Below are 24,436 nucleotides of genomic sequence, written 5' to 3'. Positions count from 1 at the left end.
CGCGCGGTGAAGTCCGTCCAGGGAGTTGGTGCCGCCCGGGCCGTGAAGTCCGTCCACGGTGTCGGTGCCGCTCGCGCGGTGAAGTCCGTCCACGGTGTTGGTGCCGCCCGGGCTGTCAGGTAGTCGAATCGGTGGGGCCCGGTGGTCGCGTTCGCGACTGCCGGGCCTGCTGACGACCTATATGGAACGCATTCAGGACAAGCGGGCTCAGCAGACCTTCGATCGTTTCGCGCAGCTGTCGGCCGACGCCGGCATCACGCGGATCGGCGACGTGACCGGCCTTGACATCGTCGGGGTCCCGGTCGCTCTGGGGTTCCGCCCGTCGGCCCGCTCCTTGGTGATCGCGATCGGCAAGGGGACGACGCCGGCCGCGGCCCGCGTCGGCGCGCTGATGGAAAGCCTCGAGTGCTGGTACGCCGAGTACGTCGAGCCCGACCTGCTCGACACGCCGTACACGGAGCTGATCGGAGCCGCCGTCGACCCGGAGGCTCTGCCGCCGGCCGTCGACTGCCCGCAGGGTCTCGACCTTCGTAGTCGTCGTACCAGTTGGCTTCGCGGCTTCGGTGCGCTCAGCGGACAGCCGGTGTGGACGCCGTATGAGGTGACCTCGCTGGACTATCGCTCGAAGAGCCTGACGCCGCCGTGGCTGGCGCGCACGTCGAACGGGCTTGCCTCCGGCGCGACCCGGGCTGCGGCAGCGCTGCACGGACTATGTGAGGTGATCGAGCGCGATGCCGAGTGGCGGTGGCGACACAGTGCGGACAGCCGCCGGATCGATCTCGGCACGGTCGACGACGCCGACTGTGTCTTCCTGCTGGAGGCAGCCGACCGGGCCGGCATCAGAGTGGCTGCATGGGATGTGACGAGCGCCGTTGGGGTTCCCTGCGTCGGCGCTGTGACGATGGCGCACCCCGAAGCGGGTGTGTGGGGAGGCGGCGGAGTACACGACGGCTTCTCCTGCCATCCCAGTCCGCAGCGAGCATTCGCGGCGGCGGTCCTCGAGGCGCTGCAGAAACGGCTGACCTACATCTCAGGTAGCCGGGACGATCTCGGCCGGACCGAGATGGCGCACGCGGCGTCGCCGGACCTCGCCGCTGCTGTCTGGGCAGAGACCGATGCCGAGAACCCGACAGTCGCCTGGCCGTCCAGCGTGTCGGACGATGACCCCGAGCGGCTGTTTCCCCAGCTGTGCGTGACGATTCAGGATCGTCTCGGCCAAGAGCCGGTCGTCGTCCCGCTCGCCGAGGGCGAGTCCGTACCCAGCGTGGTGAAGGTCATTGTGCCGGGACTCCACGGCCCGTTCGGGATGTGTGCGCCGCCGAGACTTCTGGCCGATTTCGATGAGTGAGCCCGACACGACGACAACGCTCGGCAGTCGCCGATCGCGCGACTTCCGGTCTCTGTGGTTCGGCGAGTCGGTCAGCCTGCTCGGCGATCAGGTGGCCACCCTGGCGCTGCCGACCGCGGCCATCATCAGCCTCGGCGCCTCCGCGACCCAGGTCGGCGGCCTGAACGCGGTCGGCACCGTCGCCTACCCCGTGCTCGGTCTGTTCGCCGGGGCGCTGATGGACCGGGTCCGTCGCAAGCCGGTGATGATCGCGGCCAACGCCGTACGGATGACGTGCTTCGTCGTCCTGGTCGTCTGCGCGGCGGCCGGATGGGTGTCGTTGCCCTTGCTGTACGTCGTCGCGGCGGTCGTCGGGACGGCGACGATCTTCTTCGACATCGCCTACCAGACCTACCTGCCGTCGTTGCTCATCGGCGACGATCTCGCCCGTGGCAACGTCCGGCTCGAACTGTCGAACTCGGTCTCCCGGCTGGCCGGACCGTCCGTGGGCGGCCTGCTGCTGCAGTTCGGCGGGATCGCGGCCGCCTTCGGTGCGAACGCCGCGTCCTTCGCAGCCTCGATGGCCGGGATCGCCTCGATCCGTACGCCGGAACCTCAGCCGGAGCGCCCGGAACGGCGTACCCATCTGGTCGCGGACATCGCGGCCGGGATCCGCCTGGTCTGGGGTAACCCGATCCTGCGTTCGCTGACGACATCCGCCGCCCTGCGCAACCTCGGGATCAACGCGAACCGCACAGTACTGATCGTCTTCATGTACCGAAGCCTCGACCTGTCGGCGGGCGCCGTCGGTGTCGTGTTCACCGTCGGCGCGGTCGGTGCGATCACCGGCGCCGCGACCACCACCTGGCTGCTCCGCCGCATCGGCGTCGGCCACACCCTCTTGCTGACCGGCCTGGAGGGCATGATCTGGCTGCTGGCGCCCCTCAGTCTGCTGGGCGGCGCTCCGTTGTGGTTGATGGGTCTGATGTTCGTCTCCTCGATGTGGCTGCCGGTCTGGAACGCGACGGTGATCACGCTGCGGCAGCGGATCACCCCGGCCGCGTTCCTCGGTCGCGTCCAGGCGACGGCGCGCACGATCAATCTCAGCACCATCCCTGTCGGGGCCCTGCTGGGCGGCATCTCGGTCGACGCCTTGGCGCCGCTGGGCGAGCGGCGCGGTCCGATCGTTGCCCTGACCCTCTGCTCTGCTGTCGCGGCGCTGTCCCTGAGCCAGTTGTGCCGGCGCCGGATCCGCACCATTCGCGACTTGCCGGAAGGCCCCTCGGCTGCTCCTGCACAGCATCAGGAGGAGACATGAGAGTTGCTGTGTTTGCCGGGCCCACCATCTCCGCTGCCGACGTCACGGCCGCGGCAGTCGTCGAGCACCGGCCGCCCGCGGCCGCAGGCGATGTCGTCCGGGCAGTGGACGAGGGCTTCGGTGCCCTGCTCATCATCGACGGCTACTTCCACAGCGTTCCGAGCGTGCAGCACAAGGAACTGCTCTACGCCCTCGGCGAGGGCGTCGCGGTGTTCGGCTCGTCGAGCATGGGTGCGCTGCGCGCAGCGGAGCTCCTCGGGACGCCGATGGTCGGTATCGGCGCGATCTACCAGGGCTACCGTGACGGCGTCTTCACCGATGACGACGAGGTCGCCGTCGCGCATGCCGCCGAGGAGCACGGCTTTCGGTCGATCTCCGTTCCGATGGTCACGATCCGGCACGGTCTGCGCGACGCCGTCCGGAACGGCGTCCTCGAATCCGGGCTCGCCGATCGGCTGGTGGCCCTGTCCAAGGCGCGTTTCTATGCCGATCGCCACTGGGCGCACGTTTACCGCGATGTCGAACGCTGCGGCCTCCCGTCGTCCGAAGCCCAGGCGCTACGGACGTACGTCGAGAGCACCGGTCCCGATCCGAAGCGGGCAGACGCCGTCGAGGCGCTGGGCGTCGTCCGGGACTGGATCGCGGCGGCCAGCCCGGCGCCGCCGGCGATCTCGTTCGAACCGACCAACGCTTGGGACAACTTCCGCGCCGAGGAATCCGCCGACCACTGAGGGGGCCCACATGTCCGCCATCGACGTCGCCAAAACGCTCGCAGATCTTGCCGTCCGGCAGGCGGCCGAGTTCGTCCGTGCCGACGCCGGCTACGCAAGCCGCCGGCAGGAGGGCGGGCTGTTGTTCGAGCGCCGACTCGATCCGGTCTCGCTGATGCCGCTGTCGCTGAGCGCGGGCGAGGACGCCGCCGTACGCACTGCGGCGAGGGACGTCCTGGGCGTGCTCGACACCGCTGCCGATCTCTACAGGCAGGACGCCGCGGTGCGCGCGCACTTCCCGGCGTACCGGGCGGCGGAAGCGCTGCTGCTCGCCGATCCCGGTATCCGTCCGACCGCAGGGGTCTTCCGCCTCGACGGCGTGCTGACCGAGGCGGGCGACTTCAAGATGATCGAGGCCAGCACCGGCGGGCCGGGCGGCGTCATCAAGGTCGGCGCAGAGCTCCGGCTCTGGGCCGAGTCGATCGCGTCCCTTCTCGACATGGAGGCGCCGTCGTACGGCGATCAGCCGTTCGGCGCCGACCACCTGATGTTCCTCCGCTTCCTGATCGGCGCGCACCGTGAGCAGTTCGGCACCGCACCGGAGGGCGCGGCCGTCGTCGGCCTGGGTGGGGAGTTCGCCAACGAGGTCGCGTTGATGGTCGACGGGTTCGAGCGGCTCGGCGTACCGGCCAGGGAACTCGACGCGACCCAGTTACGCCGCCGCACCACCGGCCGCGGCATGCTCGCCGGGGACTTCGAGGTCTCAGTGACCTACAACAAGCTCGACCAGGTCAAGCTGATCAACCACCCCCCGGCCCGGCCGTACCTCGATGCCATGGTTCGCGGCGAGATCTGCATGCTGCCGAATCTGCTCGCGCACTGCGTACTCGACGACAAGAGCATGCTGGCCTTCCTCACCGATCCCGCGAACTCCGATCTGTTCGGCACCCGGCAACAGGACACCATTGCCAAGCACATCCCGTGGACCCGGGTCGTCGAGGCGGGGCGTACGACGGATCCGGACGGCCGGGTGATCGACCTGGCCGAGTTCGTCGTCGCGCACCGCGAGCGGCTGGTCCTCAAACCGAACGACCGCACCCGCGGCGAAGGGGTCGTGATCGGCGGCGAGACGTCGCCGCAGGCATGGTCGGCCGCGGTCGCGCAGGCTGCCGGCGGCGGGCACGTCGTCCAGGAGTTCGTACCACTGCCGGAAGTGGATGTACCGGTCGTCGACGGGACCTCGGTCGAGTTCCGCCGGCTCAAGCACGGGCTCGACGCCTTCGTCTTCGGCGGCGAGTTCGCCGGCTACATGTGCCGTGCCTCGGTCGACACCATCATCAACGTGGGCGGGCGCGGCCTGATGCTCCCGGTGGCCGTCGAGGACCAGCAGTGACCGCCCGGGACGACGTCTGGTTCCTCGACCGCTTCTCCCAGAGCTGGGAGAACCTCGCACTGTGCGCCGCGCTGGCCGAGCGCGGTCTGCGTGGGCGCATCGTCGACTGGGACGACCTGGCGATGTCAGGTGGGCTCGCCGGTGCGGTCCGCGACGGACAGCCGGTTGCCGCGCCGCGGGTCGCCGTGGTCAAGTCCCGGGTCATCACCCGCCGCTCGGCGGGTGACCTGGCGCTCATCTACGACGAACTCGAGGCACTCGAGGAGGCCGGGACCCGGATCAGCAACCCGGTGGCCGCGATCCGGCGCTGCCGCAACAAGCTGCGGCAGGCGGCGCTCCTGGCCAGGGCAGGTCTGCCTGTCCCGGAAACACGATCTGTCAGCAGCCAGGACGACATCCAGGCCTGCATGAAGGACTGGGGCGAGGTGGTGCTCAAGCCGATCTGGGGACATGCCTCGCTGGATGTCGTTCGGATGCGCCCGGGCGGGCGTGGGATCGAGGAGGGCACGGTGCTGGGGATCCGCGAGGAGATCGCCTCATGGCATCTCCTCGAACACCACAAGACGTTGTGCGCCCAGCCGTTCGTCCCCAATCCCGCGCGTGATCTGCGGGTCGTGGTGATCGGGTCGACCATCGCCGCCGCCGACTACCACGTCAGCACCTCGCCCGACGGTGCCGTCCGGCATTTCCTGTATCCGTTGAAGGTCGAGCGGGCGCCGATCTCACCGGGGCTCGAGGAGATCGTCCTCGGTGCGGTGGTGGCTCTCGGCCTCGACTCGGCGGTGATCGACCTGGTCGAGTCGCCGTCGGGACCGGTGATCATCGAGGTCAACGAGGGTCTCACGGTCTGGCGTACGGTCGAGGGCACCGAGCACGACCGCACTCCGCACGGCTTCACAGCCCTGGTCACCGATCAGTTGGAGGCACTCGCCGCGACCACTGCCTCGAGCAGTGTCCCGGCACCGAAGCGGATCGGATCCGAGACCGGCAGGCCGGACGCAGTCTCGATGCGGTCGACCTCGTGACGGGCCGATGCAGGGTCGAGCCGGCTCGTGTCCAAAGCGATGCCGACGACCCGCGGTGCGCGCTGGGAGCACCAGGTCGCGGCCTGCTCGTGGATGGCAACCAGGTCCGCCAAGGGCGGAAGGGATGCCCCCGGTACTCCGGCGATCTCGGTGGCCCGGGCCCGGTGACACAGGATGAGTGCGTCCGGGTCGGCGCCGTGCAGCAGAGCCAGGGTGCCGTTCGAGTACAGGGGGTGGGTGAGCGCGCCCTGCCCTTCGACGAACACGAGGTCCGCGGCGTGGGCGGCGCTCGAGGTCTCCTCGCAGGCGACGCTCGGCACGAAGTCCGCGACCAGATGGTCCGCCGGAAAGCCGCGGTCCACCAGAAAGAGGCCGGTCTGTCCGGTGGCGACGACGATCGAGGACAGCCCACGCGCCTTCGCGCTTCGATCGAGCTCCAGCGAGGTCGTCATCTTGCCGACGGACGCATCGGAGCCGACGGTCAGCGTCACCCATCCGGCTCCGTCTCGTCGCCGGGTGGGCACGACCTCGAAGTCGTCCCGTGACGGGCGCCGCAGGTCGCGGACGGACCTACCGTGGAAGGCCGCCGCCTTGGCGATCTCGGCGTCCGCGCCCAGTGCGTAGTGCAGGCCCGAGACGACATCGAGACCGCTGGCCAGAGCCGTGAGGACGTCGCGTCGCAGCTCGTCGGGGACCGAGGTACGCAGGAGCGAGATGCCGATCAGCAAGGTGTCCGGGGCGTGTTCGAGGGCTGCCTCGACGTCGGCGACGACGGGCATGTGTGCCATCCGGTCGTCGCCGGTGACGTCGGCGACCGTCCGGCCCGCGTTGGTGGAATCGATGACCGCGACGACCTCGTCCCCGCGGTAGCGCAGCGCCGCCTGGGCGAGTTTGGGTCCGTGGGCGCTGAAGACCCTTTCGGCGTGAATCGCGATGCGCATGTGATCTGCTCGCCTTCCGTCCGGCCGATTTCCGAGGACACGATCACTTACCGACAGGAGAGGTATCACAATGCCGTTCAGTGTGCATTCGTCCGTCCGGGATCTGCCACTTCCTGCAAAACAAGCGATCGCGGCGCAAACGGGTCTGCTCGAATCCGCGGCGTGGTTCAGCTATTGCGAACAGGCGTCCCACGGAAGTCTGCGGTACATGTGCGTTTCCGGCCCGGCCGGCGAATTCGTGGCGCTGGCGCCCTACCACGTCTTCGACGACTCGCCGGCGTTCGCCTTACGACGACCGGAGCTACTGCTCGGTGACGGTTCGGTCGGGACGGAGTTGTATCCGGCGATCGTCGGTGTGCTCGACGGTGTGCACTTCCCGGTGATCGGGCCCGGCGGTCCATCGGACACAGCGTTCCGGGCAGCGGCCGAAGCGCTACGTGAGATCGCGCGGCAGGACGAGGTCAGGACGCTGTCGATGCCGTTCCTGGACAGTGCGGAGTCGGCGACGATCGCCGCAGGTGTTCTTGGAGCTGATCCCGTTCCGCTGACGACGGCAGGAGTCTGTGTCCTGGATGCGAATTGGTCCGACTTCGACGGATACCTCGCGAGTCTGCACCGTGATCGCCGGTCGGCAGCGCGGGCGGAGATCCGGCGGTTCGAGGGGAGCGGCAGCCGGGTGATCGTGACCCACGGCACGGGTGGGCTGGACGAGGCGACCGCCGAGCTGCAAGCGGGGCTGCAGGCTCGGCACGGCACCCGCAGCGGCGCCGAGGTTCTGCTGCGTGGCTACGACCTGTTGCGAAGTACCGTCGACGACGCGGTGCTCACCTTTCGCGGCGAGCTGGACGGTGCGGTGACGGGGATCGTGGTGTGCCTGCGCGATCGCGAGACTCTGTACGTCCGCGCCGTGGGTGTACCGCAAGGCGACCCGAACTTCACCTACTTCAACCTGTTCTTCTACGCACCGATTCGGTGGGGGATTGCGAACGGTATCAGCCGGTTCGTGTTCGGGACCGGCACTTATCTGGCCAAGCGGATCCGCGGCTGCAGGGTCGAACCGAAGTACGGCGTAGTCGCCTGGCCCGAAAGAGAACCGCATCGAGGATTGGCCCGGCACCGCGCAGTCGAGGTCGAGGAGGAACTCAGAAAGGCAGGATTCGCCGGGGATCGGAGCGAACGAAGCGCGTGAGCTGTGGGGGCGGTGCATACTGGGAGGGGGACAATATGCCGATCGGAAAACCTGAGGGAGCTTTGCGGCTCGATGCCGAGACGGCGATCATCCTGCGCGAGGCCTTCCACAAGATCGAGGCGCTGTACCGCAGCGATCACCACGGGCTGTACGACTATGTCCGTGGCGTTGCGTGCAAGCTCGCTCGCGTCGACACGTTCTACGTCGGATTCCTGCAAGGGTCGAACCGGGTGCGCTATCCGTACGGCTACGACGGCGGCAAGTTCGACGATCCGGCGACGCACACCTACGGACCGAACGGTCAGACGGCCTGGTTGCTCAAGCATCGCCAGACCTACCGCTTCGCCTACGACAACGGCGCCGTGCTCAACGCCGGCGTGCCGTGCGGTGACACCAGCAAGCAGTCGGCCGACGCCGTGACCGTGCCGCTCTTCCGGCACGCCGGCCAGTTGCACGGCATGATCTCGATGCAGAGCTACCAGCCGGACAGCTACGACGACAACGCGGTTCGGGCGTTCGAGTGGCTCGCCGAGATGGTCGCCCGGGTGCTGAACCGCGAGGTCGAGGACCGCGACGCGTTGCGCCTGCTCCCGGCCGGCGCCGACACCCCCGACGCACTCACCTCCGATCACGTCATGGAGTACCTCTCGAACCGGATCGCCTCGTTGCGTACGACGGCGGCCGAGGCGCTCGAAGCCGGCGAGATGGCCGAAGCCGTCAGGGTCCACCTGGAAGGCCTGATCCGGTCGGCCGAGCAGACCCAGTCGGAACTGATCGAGATGATGCTCGACGTCGACGAAGGACCGGAGCGCCGCTTCACCGCCCTCACCCGCGCGCAGCAGGGTGTGGCGTTACTGCTGGTCGAGGGTTACGACAACGATCAGCTCGCCACCGAGCTCGGGATCAGCCTCAACACGGTGAAGTCGCACCTCAGCACGATCCTGCGCAAGTACGAGATGGACAGCCGGGTCCAGGTCGCCGACGACGTACGGCGGTATCTGGCCCGCTAGGCCGCGGTGAGGGTGTGGCCGGGGATCGCGGCGATCAGTTGCTTGGTGTACTCCTCGCGCGGGGACCGGAAGATGGTGTCCGGGTCCCCGGACTCGACGACCTGTCCCGCACTCATCACGTAGACGTGGTGGGACACCAGGCGTACGACGGCCAGGTCATGACTGATGAACAGGTACGAGAGTCCTAGCTCGTCCTGCAGTGAGACCATCAGGTCCAGGATCTGCTCCTGGACAAGAACGTCCAGTGCGCTGACGGCCTCGTCCATGACCACCAGCTCCGGGTTCAACGCGAGAGCGCGGGCGATGGCGACGCGTTGCCGCTGACCGCCCGAGAGTTCGTGTGGGTAGCGGTCGGCGAAGGAGGCCGGCAGGGCGACCTGGTCCAGCAGTCCGGTCACCGCCTTCCGGCGGGCCGCGGCGTCGCCGATCTTGTGGACGCGCAAGGGCTCGGCCACGACCTGTCCGATGGTGTACCGCGGGTCGAGCGAACCGTACGGGTTCTGGAACACCGGCTGGACGGAGCGGCGGAACGCCATCAGCTCTTTGCCTCGCAGAGCCGAGACGTCGGTGCCGCGGTAGCGAACGGTGCCGCCGTCGGCGTCCTCGAGCCGCAGCGCGAGACGCGCGGTCGTGGATTTGCCGGAGCCGGACTCGCCGACGATCGCGACGGTCTGTCCACGCGGGATGACCAGGTCGACGTTGTCGACGGCAAGGAACGGGTCGGTGCGGCCACGGATGCGGTACTTCTTGACGGCGCCCGTCATCTCCAACAGGTTCTCCCGCGCTGCCTCGTCGGCGGCAGGACGTACCGAAGCGACCTTCGCACTGGCCATGCCCGGCGCAGCGGCGAGCAGCCGGCGGGTGTACTCGTGCTGCGGATCGGCGATGAGCTCGGTCGCCGGACCGGTCTCGACGATCTCGCCGCGATACATGACCGCGACCCGATCGGCGCGCTCCGCGGCCAGTGCGAGGTCGTGGGTGATCAGCAGTACGGCGGCGCCGAGCTCGGAAGCGAGCTGTCCCATCTGGTCCAGGACGAGGCGTTGCACGGTCACGTCGAGCGCAGAGGTGGGCTCGTCGGCCAGCAGTACTTCGGGCCGGCACGCGAGCGCCATGGCGATCAGCACCCGCTGCCGCATGCCGCCGGAGAACTCGTGCGGGTACTGGTTGAAGCGCGCCTGCGCATCACTGATGCCCGCCTCACCGAGCAGTCGGACGGCTTCGGTGCGAGCGGCCTGTCCTTTGGCCAAGCCGTGTACCTCGAGCGCCTCGACGATCTGTGCGCCGACCTTCATCACCGGGTTCAGGTTCGTCATCGGGTCCTGTGGGACCAGACCGATGCGGTTGCCCCGAATGCCGGTCATGCGCTTCTCGCTCGCGGCGGTGAGGTCAAGATCGTCGAGCATGATCGTGCCGCTCGAGATCCGGCCGTTGTCGGCCAGCAACCGATTCACACACGCGACCAGGGTGGACTTGCCGGAGCCCGACTCGCCGACGATCGCGAGTGTCTCACCAGCGGCGACGTCGAGGCTGACGTTGCGGACGGCTTCCACCTCGCCGCGCGAGGTGGTGAAGGTGACCGACAGTTCGCGGACCTTCAGGACCAGCTCGCGAGCCGGTGCGGGGGTGGTGGTCATCGTTCCTCACTCGCGGTCGCGGAGTCGTGATCCATCAGCTGAACAGCGCCGTCCAGCAGGCAGGCGCTGATCTCGGCGCCGGAAGCCAGGCGGTCCGTTGGGACGACCGATCCCACCGGGCCGAGGGTGCCGTGCAGACGCATGGCGCCACCGGCGATCACCACCGGACGCTCGAGCCCGACAGCGAAGAAGGTGCCGGTGAACCCGCCGTGGTGGAGCAACGTCAGCGGCCCTTGGCCGGTCATGGTCCGCATCCGCCGGAATCCGATCGCCTGCTCAGGCTGAACGGCCGTCGGTCGTGCGAACCGCTCCAGTACTTCGCGGCCGACCAGCTCGCCACTTCGTAGTGCGGCGCCCAGCAGCAGGAGATCGTCGACCGTACCGAAGAGACCGGCGTGCCCGGCGACGCCGCCAAGCGCATGGGCAGCGTTGCCGTCGTTGACCTCGCCGCGAAGGCTCCGGTGGCGCCAGCCCTCGAAGTCCTCCGTGGTGAATGGAACCGCGTACGGCCGGCCAGTAGCGATCATCTGGAACTCGTAGGCATCGCTGTCCGCACTGGTGACAGCTTGCTCGGCGGGGATCGGACCGTAGGAGGCGTTGAGGGAGAGCGGCTCGGCGATCAACTTCTGGAAGGCGTCGGCCTGGCTCAGCGTCGTGATGCGTTCGATGATGTGGCCGACCAGGATCAGCCCGAGGTCGGAGTACGTCCAGGTGGTGCCCGGCGCAGTGGCGAGAGGAATTGTCTGCGCATGGTGCAGGGCATCGTCGCGGTCGCCAGGTTCGCAGTACAGCGGCCACCAAGGTTGTAGTCCGGCTGTGTGGGTCAGCAATTGTTCGACGGTGGCATCGCCGATGAAGTGCGGCAGATACCGCTTGGCCGGTGCCTCGAGGTCCAGCCGGCCCTCGGCGACCAAGCACATGGCGAGCGTGGTCGTCGAGGCAACCTTTGTGACCGAGGCAAGGTCCAAGGCCAGTTGGCGAGTCATCGGGACACCGGCGGTGCCGGGACCCGGAAGGACCGCCCAGCCTCCGGCTTCAACGTGGCTCTGCGAGCCGATCCGTACTCCGATGATCGCGCCGGCCGGCCGGTGGCGCTCGTCGCCGAGCCCGAGCAGCCGGTCGACGATGTCGCCGAGTGCGGTCATCAACGGCCTCCGGACCTGGGGTCGAGGGCGGCGCGGAGGCTGTCCCCGAGGAGGTTGAGGCCGATGACTGCGACGATCAGTGCGATGCCAGGGAACAGCAGCATCCACGGCGCGACGCTGGACAGCGTCTGCGCGTCGTAGACCATGCCACCCAGCGACGCGGCCGGAGGCGGCGTACCGAAGCCGAGGAAGCTCAGCGATGCCTCGGTCAGGATCGCCCACGACAGCGACAAGGTGACCTGCACGACCAGGATGCCGCGCATGTTGGGCAGCACGTGCTCGAACAGGGTCGAGAACCGGCTGCGACCGATCGCGGTCGAGGCCAGCACGTAGTCGGCGGTGCGCAGCGTCAGCACCGGACCGCGAGCCACGCGCGCGAAGATCGGCAGGTAGACGATGGCGATCGAGATGCTGACCGTCACCCAGCTGCGCTTCAGCGTCGCGGCCAGCGCGAGCGCCAGCAGCAGCGACGGGAAGGCGAACAGCACGTTGGTGACGACACCGACGATGCGGTCGACGATCCCTTGGTAGTAGCCGCCGAGCACACCGAGGACGGTCCCGGAGATCGCCGCCGCGGCCACCGAGACGATTGCTATCCGCAACGAGTTCGCCAGGCCGGATGCGACCCGCGAGAAGATGTCACGACCGAACTGGTCGGTGCCGAACCAATGCGCCGAGCTGGGAGACTTGAGCGAGTCCGCGACGTTCTGGTGCGCGGGGTCGTACGGCGTGAGGCCGAACAGCGAGAGCAGTGCGACGACGAGAACGAGCAGCATCAGGATCACCCCGACGATGCCTGCCGGCGTTCGGAAGGCGGCGAGCCAGCCGCGCCTGCGCCGTGTGGCGTCGATCGGGACGTCAGGAACGTTGTTCAGCTCGGTCGCGGCGCTCACCGGACGCGCGCCTTCGGATCGACGAGGCGGTAGACCAGGTCGGTGAGCAGATTCACCAGGACGAACATCGTGGCGATGATCAGCACGGTGCTCTGCACGACGGCGTACTCCTTCTGGGTGAGGCCGAGCAGAACCTGCCGGCCGATCCCCGGGATGGCGAAGATCTGCTCGGCCACCAGCGCGCCCCCCAGCAGGAAGCCGAACTGCAGGCCGGTCATCGTCACCACCGGAATCAGGGCGTTGCGCAGAATGTGCCTGATCTGCAGTCGTCGTTCGGGCACACCTTTGGCCCGGGCCGTGCGGACGTAGTCCTCCGCGCGGATGGACAGGATCGCTGTGCGCGTGGTCTGCAGGACGGGCGGAGCGAGACTGATTCCGAGCACGAGGACAGGCAGGATCATCTGTTCCAGGTTGAGGCCCGGCGCCTGGACGAGCGTACGGAACCCCTCGCCGTTGGGGTACCAACCGAAGGTGTTCGCCAACCAGCTGGCCAGGACGGTGGCCAGCAGGAACGACGGAACGGACAACGCCAGCAGACTGCCCAGCTGGGTGACGTTGTCCCGTGGCTTGCCGGGACGGCTGGCAGCCACCACCCCCAGCGGCACCCCCAGGAGGAGGCCGACCAGGATCGAGAGGATCGCCAGTTCGAGGGTGTTCGGCAACGCTTGGGCGGTCAGCTGCGCCACGCTCACGTGCGAGGTGGTGGAGACGCCCAGGTTGCCGGTCAGGACCCCGCGCAGCCAGTCGAAGTACTGGACCGGCAGTGACTTGTCGAGGCCGTAGAACGCCTCGAGGGACCGGACCTGCTCGGGTGACAGTTCACCGGCGGCAGTGCCGTACGACGCGGTGATCTGGTTGCCGGGCACAACCCGCAGGAGCACGAAGGTCAGAACGGACACGCCCACCAGCGTCAGTACGGCCTCGCCGACCCGTCGGGTGATGGGATGGCGTGCCAGGGCACGGAGGTGTTTCATCAGGACAGCGAGGCCTTCCAGAGCGTCGAGAGGCTGGCGTCGCTGCGCGCCTCGAAGTTCTGGACCTTGGTGTTGACCGCGATGAATTCCTTCGGCGTGAACAGCCACACCCAGGCCGCGTTGTTCACGAGCTGCTCGGACAGCTGCTTGTAGATCGCCTGCCGCTTGTTCGTGTCGGTGGTCGCGATGCCTTCGGCGAACAACTTGTCGAGGTCGGGCGAGCCGTAGCCGGCGACCTTGTTGTAGCTGCCGGTCGACGTGAAGTACCGGGCGTACATGGTGTTCGGGTCGGCGCTGCCGCCGTTCTGCGCGATGGCGGCCTCGAAGTCGCCCGCGAGCCACTTCTGCACGTAGGTGTTCGAGTCCAGCGTCTGCACGTTGACCTTGATGCCGATCTTGCCGAGCTGCGCCTGGACGTTCTGTGCCTCGTTCACCGCGGTGGAGTACAGGCCCTGCGAGGTCATCAGGTTCAGGGCGAATCCGCCGGGCTTGCCCGCCTTGGCCAGGTAGTCCTTCGCCTTCGCGAGATCCTGCGTCGCGCAGGGCTGGGCGTTGGGGTCGGACTTGAACTCGGGGGAGGTGATCGGGCCGGTGATGTCGCCCGCACCGAGCGCGGCGGAGTCGACCACTTCCTTGCGGGAGATCGCACACTGGATCGCCAGCCGGGCGTTCACGTTGGTCAGTGCCGGGGACGTCGCCCGGAGCTGCAGCACGTGGTACTGCAGCGAGGAGACGGTGTCGACCTTGACCTTGTCCGACGTCGCGGTCTTGGCCGTCACGGGGTTGTCGAAGACCGCCACGTCGACCGATCCGGTCTTCAGCGCGGAGACCATCGACTGGTCGTCGGGGATGATGCGGAACTCCAGCTTGGCCGCGCCCGGCTTGCCACCGAAGAAGTCCGGGTTGCGCTGCAGGCTGATCGACTCGTTCGGCGTCCGCTTGACGAACTCGTACGGGCCGGAGCCGACAGGCTTGGTTTCCAGGTTGCCGACCGCGACGTCCGACGGGACGATGCCCGCGTTCACCCCGGTCAGGCCGACGGGGAACGACGCGTCCGGCTTCTTCAGCTTCACCACGACCGTCTGCGGGTCCGGCGCGGTGACGCTCGCGACCGAGGCGAAGTACGACCTCGAGCTGGCCTTGGAATCGGGGTCCATGATCTTGTCGAAGGTGTACTTCACATCGGTCGAGTCGAGCGCGGAGCCGTTGGTGAACTTCAGGCCCTTCTTCAGGGCGAAGGTGTAGGTCATCCCGTCCGCGGAGATCTTCGGGAGCTCCGCGAGGCCGGCGATCGGATTGTGGTCCGCGTCGGTGTCCAGCAGCGTCGAGTAGATCTGCGAGAGCACCTGGATCGACTGTTCGGAGGTGCTGGTCCACGGGACCATCTGGGTCGGATCCGCGGTGATGCCGAAGACCAGCGCGGCGTCGGTGCCGGCCGAACCGGAGCCCGAGGGGGTGCTGCCTGAGCACCCTGCGACCAGCAGGGTGGCGGTGGCAACCGCGGCGCCGGCACTGAACGCGCGACCGCCGGTGCGGCTGACCTTGAACACGGGGGCCTCCTTGGCATCGGGTGGGGTGCTGTTGCGATCGAACGCCCGGGCGACGGCGCCGTGTCGACCCTAGGTCAAAATATTCCCTAATTGATATCCGGTCGGTAAATATTCTTACCCGACTCGAACTCTACGTGCCGATCACCTCACTACCGGTATACCGGTAGTAGTGCGGAAGCGGCTCAGGGGGATCGGACCGCGGTGGAGGATGTGGGGGATGTCGGCCCAGGGGTAGAGCGGCTCGGTGGCGTTGAGGTTGCGGAGCCGGTGGAGGGCCTGCTCGGACGGGGTGGCGAGCGCGGCGGCGGCCTCGGCGGAGTACGGGATGTAGTCCTCGGGCGGTTGCGGGCGCATTTCGGGGTCGTGCCGCTTGAGCAGGATGCAGGTGACGGCCGGATCGAGGAGCTCGGCGTCGAGGGTCCAGTAGTCGATCACGACCGGGCCGATCCGGCCGGACTCCTGCATGGCCTCGAAGATCGGGGCGGGGTGGACCGGTGACAGGAAGACCACGTCGCCCCAGGTGCAGTCCAGCGGATAGACCGGAGTGTTGATGCGGTCCGGGCGAGCGGCGTACTTCGCGGCATGGCGCTCGTACAGATCGGGGTGGTGCACGCGCAGCTGGTTGAGGGGGAGGATGTCGTCACCACGGGTGTCGCCGGCGGCCTTGTAGAGAAGAATCGTCATACAAGAAAGCCTCCGCACACGAGAACCGTGTCGGAGGCTGCCTTTAGATTATAGGGGATTCCGGTGGTCAAAGCGATCCTTGGAAGTGCGGGCGCGTTCGTCGTACTGCGGGCCTTCGTCCGCTTCGTGCGGGAAGGCCGCGGTACGCCGGCCCCGGTCGCGCCGACCGAGGAGCTCGTGGTCGGCGGCGACTACCGCTTCGTCCGCAACCCGATGTACGTCGGCGTGGTCACCGCGATCCTCGGCCAGGCGCTGGTCTTCCTCGACTGGCGGGTCCTCGTGTACGGCCTGGTCGCGTGGGCCATGATGGCGTCCTTCGTCCACTTCTACGAGGAGCCTGTGCTGCGGGAACGCTACGGGCGTCAGTACGAGGACTACTGTCGCGTCGTACCGCCCTGGCTGCCTCGTCTACGCCGAGCCGCGTGACCTGCAACTTTGCCCAGTTGCGGCGCATCGAGCTGAGCAACAACATCCTCGAAGAGGCGGTAACCATGAATCGTTCGGTCCTCGCAGCCTGTGCCGCCCTGGGGATGGCGGCCGCGGCCGTCGTTCCGGGTCAGGCGGTAGCTTCCGGCCGGTCGGCGAGCGCTGCGTGCGTTGTGAAAGTCGGCTCGGTCACCGCGGGCGGCGACGTACTGCGGAAGTTGGTCTGGGCGACCTCGCCGCTGACCGTGACCAACCAGGACGGCAGCTCGGGGGACCTCAACGTCTTCCCGGATGGTCAGGTCCGGCTCAGCGGTTCGATGGTGGTCAGCCCCGACGCACCTGAGGGGTACGGCGGATCGGTGACCGGCTGGCAGATCATGGGCAGCTCGATGTACAACACGGGCTACGACCTCTTCGGATCCGGTGCGGTGGATCCCACGACGGTCCACCACGCCTTGGTCGGCGGCGGGTGGGGTGACTTCACGGCCTTCGACACGACCCGCGCCTACTCGACGGCCGGCGGCGGGAGCGAGACGCGCCATCAGTACGCCCTCCGGTCCGACGGTGTGCTGTTCCGTTGGGAGGCCGGCCGGGCCGGTGAATGGTCGAACAAGCAGTCGGCGCCCGGGTTCTCCTCGGTGAAGTCGATGGCGTTGATCAGTCAGACCACGACGTACGAAACCTTCCTGGCCAACACCCGCGGCGGCGCGCTCTACACGATCCGGGTGCCGCTCAGTCCGCCGCTGAAGCCGATCGTCAAGAAGGTCCGTGCCTCCACCTGGCAGGCCTTCGACTCGCTCGTCACCGGGCAGTGCGGTCAGTACGGCGTGGTTCTGCTCGGCATCGACAAGGACACCCGTTCGGCCTACCTGTACGCCGTTGGTCACGCCAATGGGACCGCCACGGTGATCCAGGGGCTCGGCAAGGTGCCGGCCACGTTCGCGGACCCGGTGTACTTCCGCAGCTCCCTCATCCCGGGCTCGGAGCCGCAGCCGTTCGGCGAGTAGATATTCTGCAGGTCTGCAAAGTTGCAGGGTTAATAGTTTGCAGTGAGTGCAAGAATCAGCCTAGCCTGTTCTGGTGACGGCTGAGGGTGGGTTGCGGGAGCGCAAGAAGCTGCAGACGCGGGCGGCGTTGGCCGATGCCGCGCTGCGGCTGGCGCTGGAGAAGGGGCCGGATCACGTCACGGTCGAGGAGATCGCCGAGGCGGCCGACGTCTCGGTGCGGACCTTCTTCAACTACTTCCCGCACAAGGAGCACGCGATCCTCGGGCGCAACCCCGAGCACCTCGAGCGGGCGCTGGAGCGGATGCGGACCGCGCCCGCCGAGGAGTCCCCGCTGACCACGATGTGGTACGTCGTCCAGGACGTCCTGCGCGACCTGGAGAGCGACGGCCAGCTGTCCCGCCGGGGCGAGCTGATCATGAGCTCCCCGGCCCTGCTGTACCAGCTGATGCTGTCGAGCATCGACGACGAGCGGCAACTCACCGCCGCCCTGTCGGAGCGGATGGGCGAGCCGGCCGGCTCCACCCGCCCGGCGCTGATCGTCAGCGCCGCCGGCGCCGCCTGCCGGGTGGCGATGGAGCTGCACAAGGCCGCTCCCGGCCGGCCGGTCGGCGAGCTCGTCCGCGAAGGCTTCCAACTACTTGCCCAAGGCATTGATACCGCCTTCGGGCCGATCGACGAGAAAGGTCACTCATGACGACGACGTCTTCATCCACGCCGGAGCCGGCGGCGGGTGAGGCCACCGCCACCGTCGCACTCACCCCGCGACAGACCGTGCAGGCGATGTCCGGTCTGATGATGGGGCTGTTCGTGGCCATCCTGGCCGGCACCATCGTGTCGACGGCGCTGCCGCGGATCATCCACGACCTGGGTGCGAGCCAGTCCTCGTACACCTGGGTCGTGACGCTGGAGTTGCTGACGATGACGGCCACGGTGCCGTTGTGGGGCAAGCTGGCCGACCTCTACAACAACAAGCTGCTCGTCCAGCTGTCGCTGAGCTTCTTCGTGGTCGGCTCGCTGGTCGCCGGCTTCGCGCCGAACATCGAAGTACTGCTCGGCAGCCGGGTCCTGCAGGGGCTCGGCGGCGGTGGTCTGACCGCACTGGTGCAGATCGTGATGGCGGCGATCATCCCGCCGCGTGAGCTCGGCAGGTACTCCGGCATCTTCGGCGCGATCTTCGCGTCGGCGACCGTCGGCGGACCGCTGCTCGGTGGCTTCCTGGTCGACTCGCCGCTCGGCTGGCGGGCCTGCTTCCTGGTCGGCGTGCCGTTCGTGCTGGCGGCGATCGTGCTGCTGCAGCGCACGTTGAAGCTGCCGACCGTACGCCGGGAAGTGAAGATCGACTGGTGGGGCGCGGTGCTGATCATGGGCGGCGTGAGCACGCTGCTGGTCTGGTCCTCGTTCGCCGGCAACAAGTTCGAGTGGGTCTCCGGCTGGAGCTTCGGGCTGGTCGGCACGGCGCTGGTCGTGCTGGTGGCCGCGGTGCTGGTCGAGCGCCGGCACCCCGAGCCGATCATCCCGATGGATCTGTTCCGCAACCGCACCGTGACGCTGTCCATCATCGCCAGCGCGCTGGTCGGTGTGTCGATGTTCGGCGGCTCGGTGTTCCTGGCGCAGTACTTCCAGATCGCGCAGGGCTACTCGCCGACCAAGGCGGGTCTGATGAGCCTGCCGCTGATCATCGGCATGATGGTCGCCTCCACGATCGCCGGCGGGCTGATCACGAAGTACGGCAAGTGGAAGATCTTCCTGGTCGTGGGCAGCGTGCTGCTGCCGATCGGCCTGGCGCTGTTCGGCACGATCGACGCGCAGACGTCGAAGTACATGCTGTGGGCGTTCATGCTCGTGCTCGGTGTCGGCATCGGCCTGGTCATGCAGAACCTGGTCCTCGCCGCGCAGAACGACGTACCGGCCCGGGAGCTGGGCGCCGCCACCTCGGCGGTCAGCTTCTTCCGCAGCATGGGCGGCACCATCGGCGTCAGCGTCCTCGGCGCGATCCTGGCCAACAAGGTCACCGAGACGCTCAACCCCGGCGGCGCCTCGTCCGGCGGCGGCAGCGCGGTCCCGAACATCAAGGACCTCCCCGAGCAGGTCCGCACCGTAGTAGAGAACGCCTACGGCGACGCCACGGCCGACCTCTTCATGATGTCGGTCCCCTTCGCCGTCCTCGCGCTGGTCGCCGTCCTGTTCATCAAGGAGAAGGCGCTACTCACCACATCCGGAGCCGAGCGCCGCGCTGCTGAGGAGCCTGACATCCTGGACGCATGATCGTCGCATTCAGCATCAGCCCGTCGGCCGGTGACGAGACCGGGGGTGTGAGCGAGGCGGTGGCCGAGGCCGTCCGCATCGTCCGCGCCTCCGGTCTTCCCAACGAGACCAACGCCATGTTCACCAACCTCGAGGGCGAGTGGGACGAGGTGATGGCTGTTGTGAAGCAGGCCGTCGACGCGGTCGCCGCCGTCTCGCCCCGCGTGAGTTTGGTGCTGAAGGCTGACATCCGGCCCGGGTACACGGGCCAGCTGACGGCGAAGGTGGAGCGGATCGAGCAGGCTTTGGCGGACTGAGCACGCGACAGCTCTTCTCGGAAGAAATTGAAGGAAAGACCAAAGAAGAGAAAGAGATTCAGAGTGGTGACCGGCTCCGGCTGAGCCGCAGGTCGCCTGCGTCATCCAGAACCCCGCCGGGTCGTGGCGAACGGCTCCGACCCCGTACGCCCAGTCGTGGATCACGGCAGATTTTCCGAACCACATTCCACGACTCGGCGGACGCACTCCGAGCCAGTTGCCACGACTCGGCGAACGGGCGGAGTTCGCTGTCGGGTCTGGGAGGTTGGGGCACCCAGACCGTGCCTACCGATCTGGATGGGACCAACCGATCGGTGAGAGTCGCGGATCTACCGAGCAGTCACACCTCCACCCACCAGATTCCCCCGCCGGGCACGAGCCCGGTCTGACCAGCGTGATCGCCGGTCGCGGAAGCCGGCCACCGCTCCGAAACCTTCGGCGGACCGCCCGAGCGAGCCACCACCCATACATGTTCTTCTTTTGTGGTTTTAGTTCTTGTGGGTGTTGCTTGGCGGGTTCAGGGTGTTGAGGACGTTGGTGTAGCGGTTTTCGCGTTCGGCGTGGCGGAGGAAGCGGACCCGGTCGACCAGGATCTCGTCGGCGTCGGGCTGCTGCTCGAGGATGGTCATCGTCTCGTCCAGGTACTCCTGCAGGGGCATTGCGCGGTCGTCGTCTTCCTGGTTCATCAGGGTGGTCTGGACGGCGGGCGGGACGACCTCGATGACCTGGATGCCGGTGTCGGCGAGCTGGATGCGCAGGCTCTGCGTATAGCTGTGGATCGCGGCCTTCGTCGCGCTGTACGTCGGGGTAACCGTCAGCGGCACCGAGGCGAGACCGGAGGAGACGGTCAGGATCGCCGGATCGTGCTGCGTCAGCAGGTACGGCGTGAACGTGGCGATCGCCCGGATCGTGCCGAGCAGGTTGATCTCGATGGTCTGCTCCGCGGTCGGCAGGTGACCGGGGTCGCGGAGGTCCTCGACCTGCATGATGCCCGCCATCGTGACGAGCACGTTGACGTCGTGGCTGCTGGTGACCTTCTCGAACGCGGCCGTGATCGAGGCCGGGTCGGCGACGTCGAGGTAGATGCCTTCGATCCCGTCCTCGGCGGCGATCGTGTCCAGCAGTTCCTGGCGGCGGCCGCTGATGATCACGGTGTTGCCGAGGTCGCGGAACCGGCGGGCGAGCTCGAGGCCGATACCCGACGTACCGCCGGTCATGAAGATCGTGTTCCCTGTGGTTTTCATGTCTCCAGCCTGCGGCCGGATGCCGTCGGCAACCAGGCTGCACTCAACCACTGCTCGGCAAGCAGTGGATAACGCCGGATGCCGTGGACACTGGAGTCATGGAGTACGCCGACCTGTCCGACTTCCTGCGCAAACGCCGGGAGGCCCTGCAACCCGAAGACGTGGGCATGCCCCGCGGGCGCAGGCGCCGTACCCCCGGTCTGCGCCGCGAGGAGGTCGCCGCGCTGGCGTCGATGTCGACCGACTACTACAGCCGGCTCGAGGGCGGACGCGGCCCGCAGCCGTCGGTCGAGATGCTCGGCGCGATCGCCCGCGCGCTCCGGCTGACGCTCGAGGAGCGCGACCACCTGTTCCTGCTGGCCGGTCACGGTACGCCGCCGCGCACGACGCGGGCGTGCCACGTCGATCCAGGCATGCTGCGGATCCTGGACCGGTTGCACGACACCCCCGCGATGCTGCTGAACTGGTGCGGCGAGGTCCTCGCGCAGACGCCGGCGCACGTCGCCTTCGCCGGAGAGCTGACCAACTTCCAGGGCATGGAGCGCAGCGAGGTCTATCGCTGGTTCGTGCATCCGGAGACCCGGGCGCTGTACGCGGAGCCCGAGCTCACCACCCACAGCAAGCTGCTGGTCTCGATGCTGCGCACGACCGCGACCATCGACGGGCCGAAGTCGTACTCCGCCTCGCTGGTGAAGGCGCTGCAGAAGCTGAGCCCGGAGTTCGCGGCGATCTGGAACGCGCACGAGGTCGTCGTCGCGCACAGCCAGACCAAGCGGTTCCACCATCCGGCGGTCGGCGACCTCGAGCTGTACTGCGAGCTGATCGACAACCGGGACCAGCAGCAGACGCTGATCGTGTTCACCGCGGAGCCGGGCAGTGAGAGCGCGGAGAAGCTGCAGTTGCTGGGCGTTCTGGGAAGTCAGGCGATGAACTCTGGACAGGGCTTTGATCGGGAGTTAATTTAAGTCCTGAAATTTCATAAGGTTCTGACGGAAAGGTCCGCCCCCATGCTTTCCGATCGATTTCGCCTGCCCAGATTCCGGTTGTTCGCAGCCCTGCTCGCCCTGGTGCTGCTGGTCACCGGGCTCACCTCCACCGCGGTCGCCAAAGTCGAAGCGACCTTCAACGTGCTCGCGTTCTACAGCGGCACCTACGACGCCGCCCACATCGACTTCGAGAAGGAAGCCAATCAGCGCTTCCCGCAGTTCGGCGCCCAGAACGGGTTCTCGTACACCGCGACCAACAACTGGGACCAGCTCAACAACCTGAGCGCGTCGCAGTACCAGGTCGTCATGTTCCTCGACGACTCGCCGCACAGCGACGCTCAGCGCAACGGATTCAAGAACTACATGGACCATGGCGGCGCGTTCTTCGGCTTCCACGTGTCGGCGTACAACGACGCGAGCGGCGGCTGGCCGTGGTTCAACAACACGCTGCTCGGCACCGGCCGGTTCGAGTCGAACACCTGGGGACCCAGCGCGGTCACCCTGAGGACCGAGAATCGCTCGCACCCGTCGCTGGTGAACACGGGTGCGACGTTCCGCTCGTCGGTGAGCGAGTGGTACAGCTGGCAGAACGACCTGCGGAACAACCCCGACATCCAGGTTCTCGCCTCGATCGACCCGGCGAGCTTCCCGGTCGGCAACCAGCAGGGCAACATCTGGACCTCGGGCTACTACCCGATCATCTGGACCAACAAGAACTACAAGATGATCTACGCGAACTTCGGCCACAACGCGATGAACTACGAGACCAACACCCGGCTGTCGTCCACGTTCGACAGCCCCGCGCAGAACCAGTTCATGATGGACGCGCTGAAGTGGCTGGGCGGTGGCGGTACGACGCCGCCGGTCGACCAGCCGTCGCCGACCGCGTGGTACCAGCTCGCCAACAAGGCCAACGGAAAGTGCGTCGACGCCCGCGCGGCCGGGGTCGCCAACGGCACGGTGATCCAGCAGTACACCTGCAACGGCACGCAGGCGCAGCAGTTCCAGTTCCAGCCGACGTCCGGGGGCTTCACGCGGGTCAACAACCACAACGACGCCACCAAGGTGATCGACGTGACCGGAGTGTCCGCCGCCGACAACGCCGGCCTGCAGTTGTGGACGTACAGCAACGGAAACAACCAGCAGTGGCAGGCCGTGTCCGAAGGCAGCGGCTACTTCCACTTCGTCAGCCGCTTCAGCAACAAGTGCCTGACGGTCCCCGGCGGCTCCACCGCCGACAGCACCCAACTAGTCCAACTCACCTGCAACTCCAGCACCGCGCAGTCCTTCAAGCTGACATGACCTCTGGTTAGATTGCCGCGCATGAGAATCCTGCGTGTGGCCGCTTTGGCGGCAGGAGGTTTGTTGTTGATGTCGTCCCAGGTAATTCCCGCCCAGGCGCACGGCGGGCCGTCGTACCGTTGGGAGCTGACGCCGACCGGGAGTACGGCGCAGTTCCGCGGGCTTGCGGCGGTCAGCAAGGATGTCGCCTGGGTGGGTGGGACCGCGGGGACGGTACTGCGAACCGTCGACGGCGGCAGGCACTGGCAGAACGTCAGCCCGGAGGGTGCGGAGGCGCTGCAGTTCCGCGACGTCGAGGCGTTCGACGCGAAGCGTGCCGTCGCGTTGTCCATCGGGCCCGGTGAGGAGTCCCGGGTCTACCGCACCGCCGACGGCGGCAAGACCTGGACCGAGACGTTCCGGAACACCGACGTGAACGCGTTCTACGACTGCTTCGCCTTCAACGACGACAAGCACGGGCTGGCGATGAGCGACCCGGTGGACGGGAAGTTCCGGATCGCGGCGACGTCGGACGGCGGCAAGTCGTGGAAGGTGCAGTCGAACGCGGGGATGCCGGCGGCGCTCACCGGCGAGTTCGCGTTCGCGGCGAGCGGGACCTGCCTCGTCGCCGGGCCTGGTCGGAGCGCGTGGTTCGCGACCGGCGGCGGCGACCGGCCGCGGGTGTTCCGGACGAACGACGGCGGTCGGAACTGGAAGGTCTCGGACTCGCCGATGGCCAGTGGTCCGGCGGCCGGGATCTTCAGCCTCGCCTTCCGGAACCCGCTGTTCGGCGTCGCGGTCGGCGGTGACTTCGAGAAGCCGACCGAGGCGGTGAAGGCGGCGTCGGTGACGTACGACGGCGGTCGCACCTGGAAGCTCGTGCCCGCGGACAAGGCGCCGAAGGGGTACCGCAGCGGGTCGCACTTCGTCCCGTGGTCGCCGTTCACGGTCGTCGCGGTCGGACCGTCCGGGAGCGACGTGAGCTTCGACGGCGGACGCAGCTGGAAGCAGTTCTACGACGGCAGCTTCGACAGCGTCGAGTGCGCCGGCCACGGCTCCCACGCCGGCTGCTGGGCCTCTGGGGCGAACGGCGCTGTCGGCCGCCTCGTGCACTGACATTCAGACCGGCGACACT

23 protein-coding genes are annotated in these 24,436 nt (G+C 67.7%); 15 read left to right on the top strand and 8 right to left on the bottom strand.

The features are described 5' to 3' along the window. Nucleotides 1-181 precede the first annotated feature (181 nt). From ACIA58_RS03300 to ACIA58_RS03280, 5 genes are read left to right on the top strand one after another with little or no spacing between them, the layout of a single operon-like run. Nucleotides 182-1,348 (top strand): YcaO-like family protein, encoded by a 1,167-nt coding sequence (locus ACIA58_RS03300; protein ID WP_396401960.1) that lies wholly within the window; start codon nt 182-184, stop codon nt 1,346-1,348. Beyond that, entirely contained in the window at nt 1,341-2,645 is a 1,305-nt protein-coding gene (locus ACIA58_RS03295) for an MFS transporter (RefSeq protein WP_396401959.1), read from the top strand. Before ACIA58_RS03300 ends, ACIA58_RS03295 begins: the two co-directional genes overlap by 8 nt. Further along, the gene (locus ACIA58_RS03290) at nt 2,642-3,376 is read left to right on the top strand and encodes a TfuA-like protein (RefSeq protein WP_396401958.1); all 735 of its coding nucleotides are present in this window, start codon (nt 2,642-2,644) and stop codon (nt 3,374-3,376) included. Before ACIA58_RS03295 ends, ACIA58_RS03290 begins: the two co-directional genes overlap by 4 nt. Nucleotides 3,377-3,386: 10 nt before the next feature. Then, nucleotides 3,387-4,748 carry a hypothetical protein gene (locus ACIA58_RS03285; protein ID WP_396401957.1) on the top strand — a complete coding sequence of 454 codons (1,362 nt, stop codon included), beginning with the start codon at nt 3,387-3,389 and terminating at the stop codon, nt 4,746-4,748. Next, the gene (locus ACIA58_RS03280; RefSeq protein WP_396401956.1) at nt 4,745-5,773 is read left to right on the top strand and encodes a RimK family alpha-L-glutamate ligase; all 1,029 of its coding nucleotides are present in this window, start codon (nt 4,745-4,747) and stop codon (nt 5,771-5,773) included. The genes ACIA58_RS03285 and ACIA58_RS03280 overlap by 4 nt, the downstream gene beginning before the upstream one ends. On the opposite strand, the gene ACIA58_RS03275 is transcribed toward ACIA58_RS03280, so the two are convergent. Beyond that, the gene (locus ACIA58_RS03275) at nt 5,662-6,714 is read right to left on the bottom strand and encodes a DUF1611 domain-containing protein (RefSeq protein ID WP_396401955.1); all 1,053 of its coding nucleotides are present in this window, start codon (nt 6,712-6,714) and stop codon (nt 5,662-5,664) included. The genes ACIA58_RS03280 and ACIA58_RS03275 overlap by 112 nt on opposite strands. Nucleotides 6,715-6,922: 208 nt before the next feature. Between ACIA58_RS03275 and ACIA58_RS03270 the strand changes: the two genes are divergently transcribed. Both ACIA58_RS03270 and ACIA58_RS03265 read left to right on the top strand, forming a co-directional pair. Then, complete coding sequence (locus ACIA58_RS03270) at nt 6,923-7,903, top strand: GNAT family N-acetyltransferase (RefSeq protein WP_396401954.1); 981 nt, start codon at nt 6,923-6,925, stop codon at nt 7,901-7,903. Between the two features lie 35 nt (nt 7,904-7,938). Continuing rightward, nucleotides 7,939-8,913, top strand: a complete 975-nt coding sequence (locus tag ACIA58_RS03265) for a LuxR C-terminal-related transcriptional regulator (RefSeq protein ID WP_396401953.1) — start codon at nt 7,939-7,941, stop codon at nt 8,911-8,913. Here ACIA58_RS03265 and ACIA58_RS03260 read toward each other — a convergent pair. From ACIA58_RS03260 to ACIA58_RS03235, 6 genes are all read right to left on the bottom strand, one after another. Next, nucleotides 8,910-10,550 carry a dipeptide ABC transporter ATP-binding protein gene (locus tag ACIA58_RS03260; RefSeq protein WP_396401952.1) on the bottom strand — a complete coding sequence of 547 codons (1,641 nt, stop codon included), beginning with the start codon at nt 10,548-10,550 and terminating at the stop codon, nt 8,910-8,912. The two genes, ACIA58_RS03265 and ACIA58_RS03260, sit on opposite strands and share 4 nt — an antisense overlap. After that, nucleotides 10,547-11,695, bottom strand: a complete 1,149-nt coding sequence (locus ACIA58_RS03255) for a serine hydrolase domain-containing protein (RefSeq protein ID WP_396401951.1) — start codon at nt 11,693-11,695, stop codon at nt 10,547-10,549. The genes ACIA58_RS03260 and ACIA58_RS03255 overlap by 4 nt, the downstream gene beginning before the upstream one ends. Then, nucleotides 11,695-12,588 (bottom strand): ABC transporter permease, encoded by an 894-nt coding sequence (locus ACIA58_RS03250; protein ID WP_396401950.1) that lies wholly within the window; start codon nt 12,586-12,588, stop codon nt 11,695-11,697. Before ACIA58_RS03250 ends, ACIA58_RS03255 begins: the two co-directional genes overlap by 1 nt. After that, the gene (locus tag ACIA58_RS03245; RefSeq protein ID WP_396401949.1) at nt 12,585-13,562 is read right to left on the bottom strand and encodes an ABC transporter permease; all 978 of its coding nucleotides are present in this window, start codon (nt 13,560-13,562) and stop codon (nt 12,585-12,587) included. Before ACIA58_RS03245 ends, ACIA58_RS03250 begins: the two co-directional genes overlap by 4 nt. Beyond that, entirely contained in the window at nt 13,562-15,112 is a 1,551-nt protein-coding gene (locus tag ACIA58_RS03240) for an ABC transporter substrate-binding protein (RefSeq protein WP_396401948.1), read from the bottom strand. The genes ACIA58_RS03245 and ACIA58_RS03240 overlap by 1 nt, the downstream gene beginning before the upstream one ends. Nucleotides 15,113-15,253: 141 nt before the next feature. Next, a complete protein-coding gene (locus ACIA58_RS03235; protein ID WP_396401947.1) occupies nt 15,254-15,796 on the bottom strand; it encodes a hypothetical protein in 543 nt (180 codons plus the stop codon). 63 nt (nt 15,797-15,859) lie between these two features. On the opposite strand from ACIA58_RS03235, the gene ACIA58_RS03230 reads away from it, so the two are divergent. The 5 genes from ACIA58_RS03230 to ACIA58_RS03210 all read left to right on the top strand — a co-directional run bounded on the left by ACIA58_RS03230 (nt 15,860) and on the right by ACIA58_RS03210 (nt 19,790). After that, nucleotides 15,860-16,222: a methyltransferase family protein gene (locus ACIA58_RS03230; RefSeq protein WP_396401946.1), complete on the top strand. Its 363-nt coding sequence runs from the start codon at nt 15,860-15,862 to the stop codon at nt 16,220-16,222. Next, complete coding sequence (locus ACIA58_RS03225) at nt 16,219-17,229, top strand: hypothetical protein (RefSeq protein WP_396401945.1); 1,011 nt, start codon at nt 16,219-16,221, stop codon at nt 17,227-17,229. The genes ACIA58_RS03230 and ACIA58_RS03225 overlap by 4 nt, the downstream gene beginning before the upstream one ends. A 73-nt stretch (nt 17,230-17,302) precedes the next feature. Next, nucleotides 17,303-17,923, top strand: coding sequence for a TetR family transcriptional regulator (locus ACIA58_RS03220; protein WP_396401944.1), 621 nt, complete (start codon nt 17,303-17,305; stop codon nt 17,921-17,923). Continuing rightward, the gene (locus ACIA58_RS03215) at nt 17,920-19,494 is read left to right on the top strand and encodes an MDR family MFS transporter (RefSeq protein ID WP_396401943.1); all 1,575 of its coding nucleotides are present in this window, start codon (nt 17,920-17,922) and stop codon (nt 19,492-19,494) included. Before ACIA58_RS03220 ends, ACIA58_RS03215 begins: the two co-directional genes overlap by 4 nt. Further along, nucleotides 19,491-19,790, top strand: coding sequence for an MTH1187 family thiamine-binding protein (locus ACIA58_RS03210; RefSeq protein ID WP_396401942.1), 300 nt, complete (start codon nt 19,491-19,493; stop codon nt 19,788-19,790). The genes ACIA58_RS03215 and ACIA58_RS03210 overlap by 4 nt, the downstream gene beginning before the upstream one ends. Nucleotides 19,791-20,278: 488 nt before the next feature. Here the strand turns inward: ACIA58_RS03210 and ACIA58_RS03205 are convergent, their stop codons facing one another. Beyond that, entirely contained in the window at nt 20,279-21,034 is a 756-nt protein-coding gene (locus tag ACIA58_RS03205) for an SDR family oxidoreductase (protein ID WP_396401941.1), read from the bottom strand. A gap of 98 nt (nt 21,035-21,132) precedes the next feature. On the opposite strand from ACIA58_RS03205, the gene ACIA58_RS03200 reads away from it, so the two are divergent. Genes ACIA58_RS03200 through ACIA58_RS03190 form a run of 3 tightly spaced genes read left to right on the top strand, consistent with a single transcriptional unit; the run spans nt 21,133 to nt 24,417 of the window. Further along, nucleotides 21,133-21,999: a helix-turn-helix transcriptional regulator gene (locus tag ACIA58_RS03200; protein WP_396401940.1), complete on the top strand. Its 867-nt coding sequence runs from the start codon at nt 21,133-21,135 to the stop codon at nt 21,997-21,999. A gap of 42 nt (nt 22,000-22,041) precedes the next feature. Further along, a complete protein-coding gene (locus tag ACIA58_RS03195; protein WP_396401939.1) occupies nt 22,042-23,322 on the top strand; it encodes a ThuA domain-containing protein in 1,281 nt (426 codons plus the stop codon). A 21-nt stretch (nt 23,323-23,343) separates the two neighbouring features. Then, nucleotides 23,344-24,417 carry a WD40/YVTN/BNR-like repeat-containing protein gene (locus ACIA58_RS03190; RefSeq protein WP_396401938.1) on the top strand — a complete coding sequence of 358 codons (1,074 nt, stop codon included), beginning with the start codon at nt 23,344-23,346 and terminating at the stop codon, nt 24,415-24,417. The last annotated feature ends 19 nt before the right edge of the window (nt 24,418-24,436 follow it).

It is taken from the genome of Kribbella sp. NPDC051586, assembly GCF_044453965.1.
GTDB lineage: Bacteria > Actinomycetota > Actinomycetes > Propionibacteriales > Kribbellaceae > Kribbella.
The sequence above is the reverse complement of the archived record's forward strand: the minus strand, read 5'-3'. Positions and strand labels throughout refer to the sequence as shown.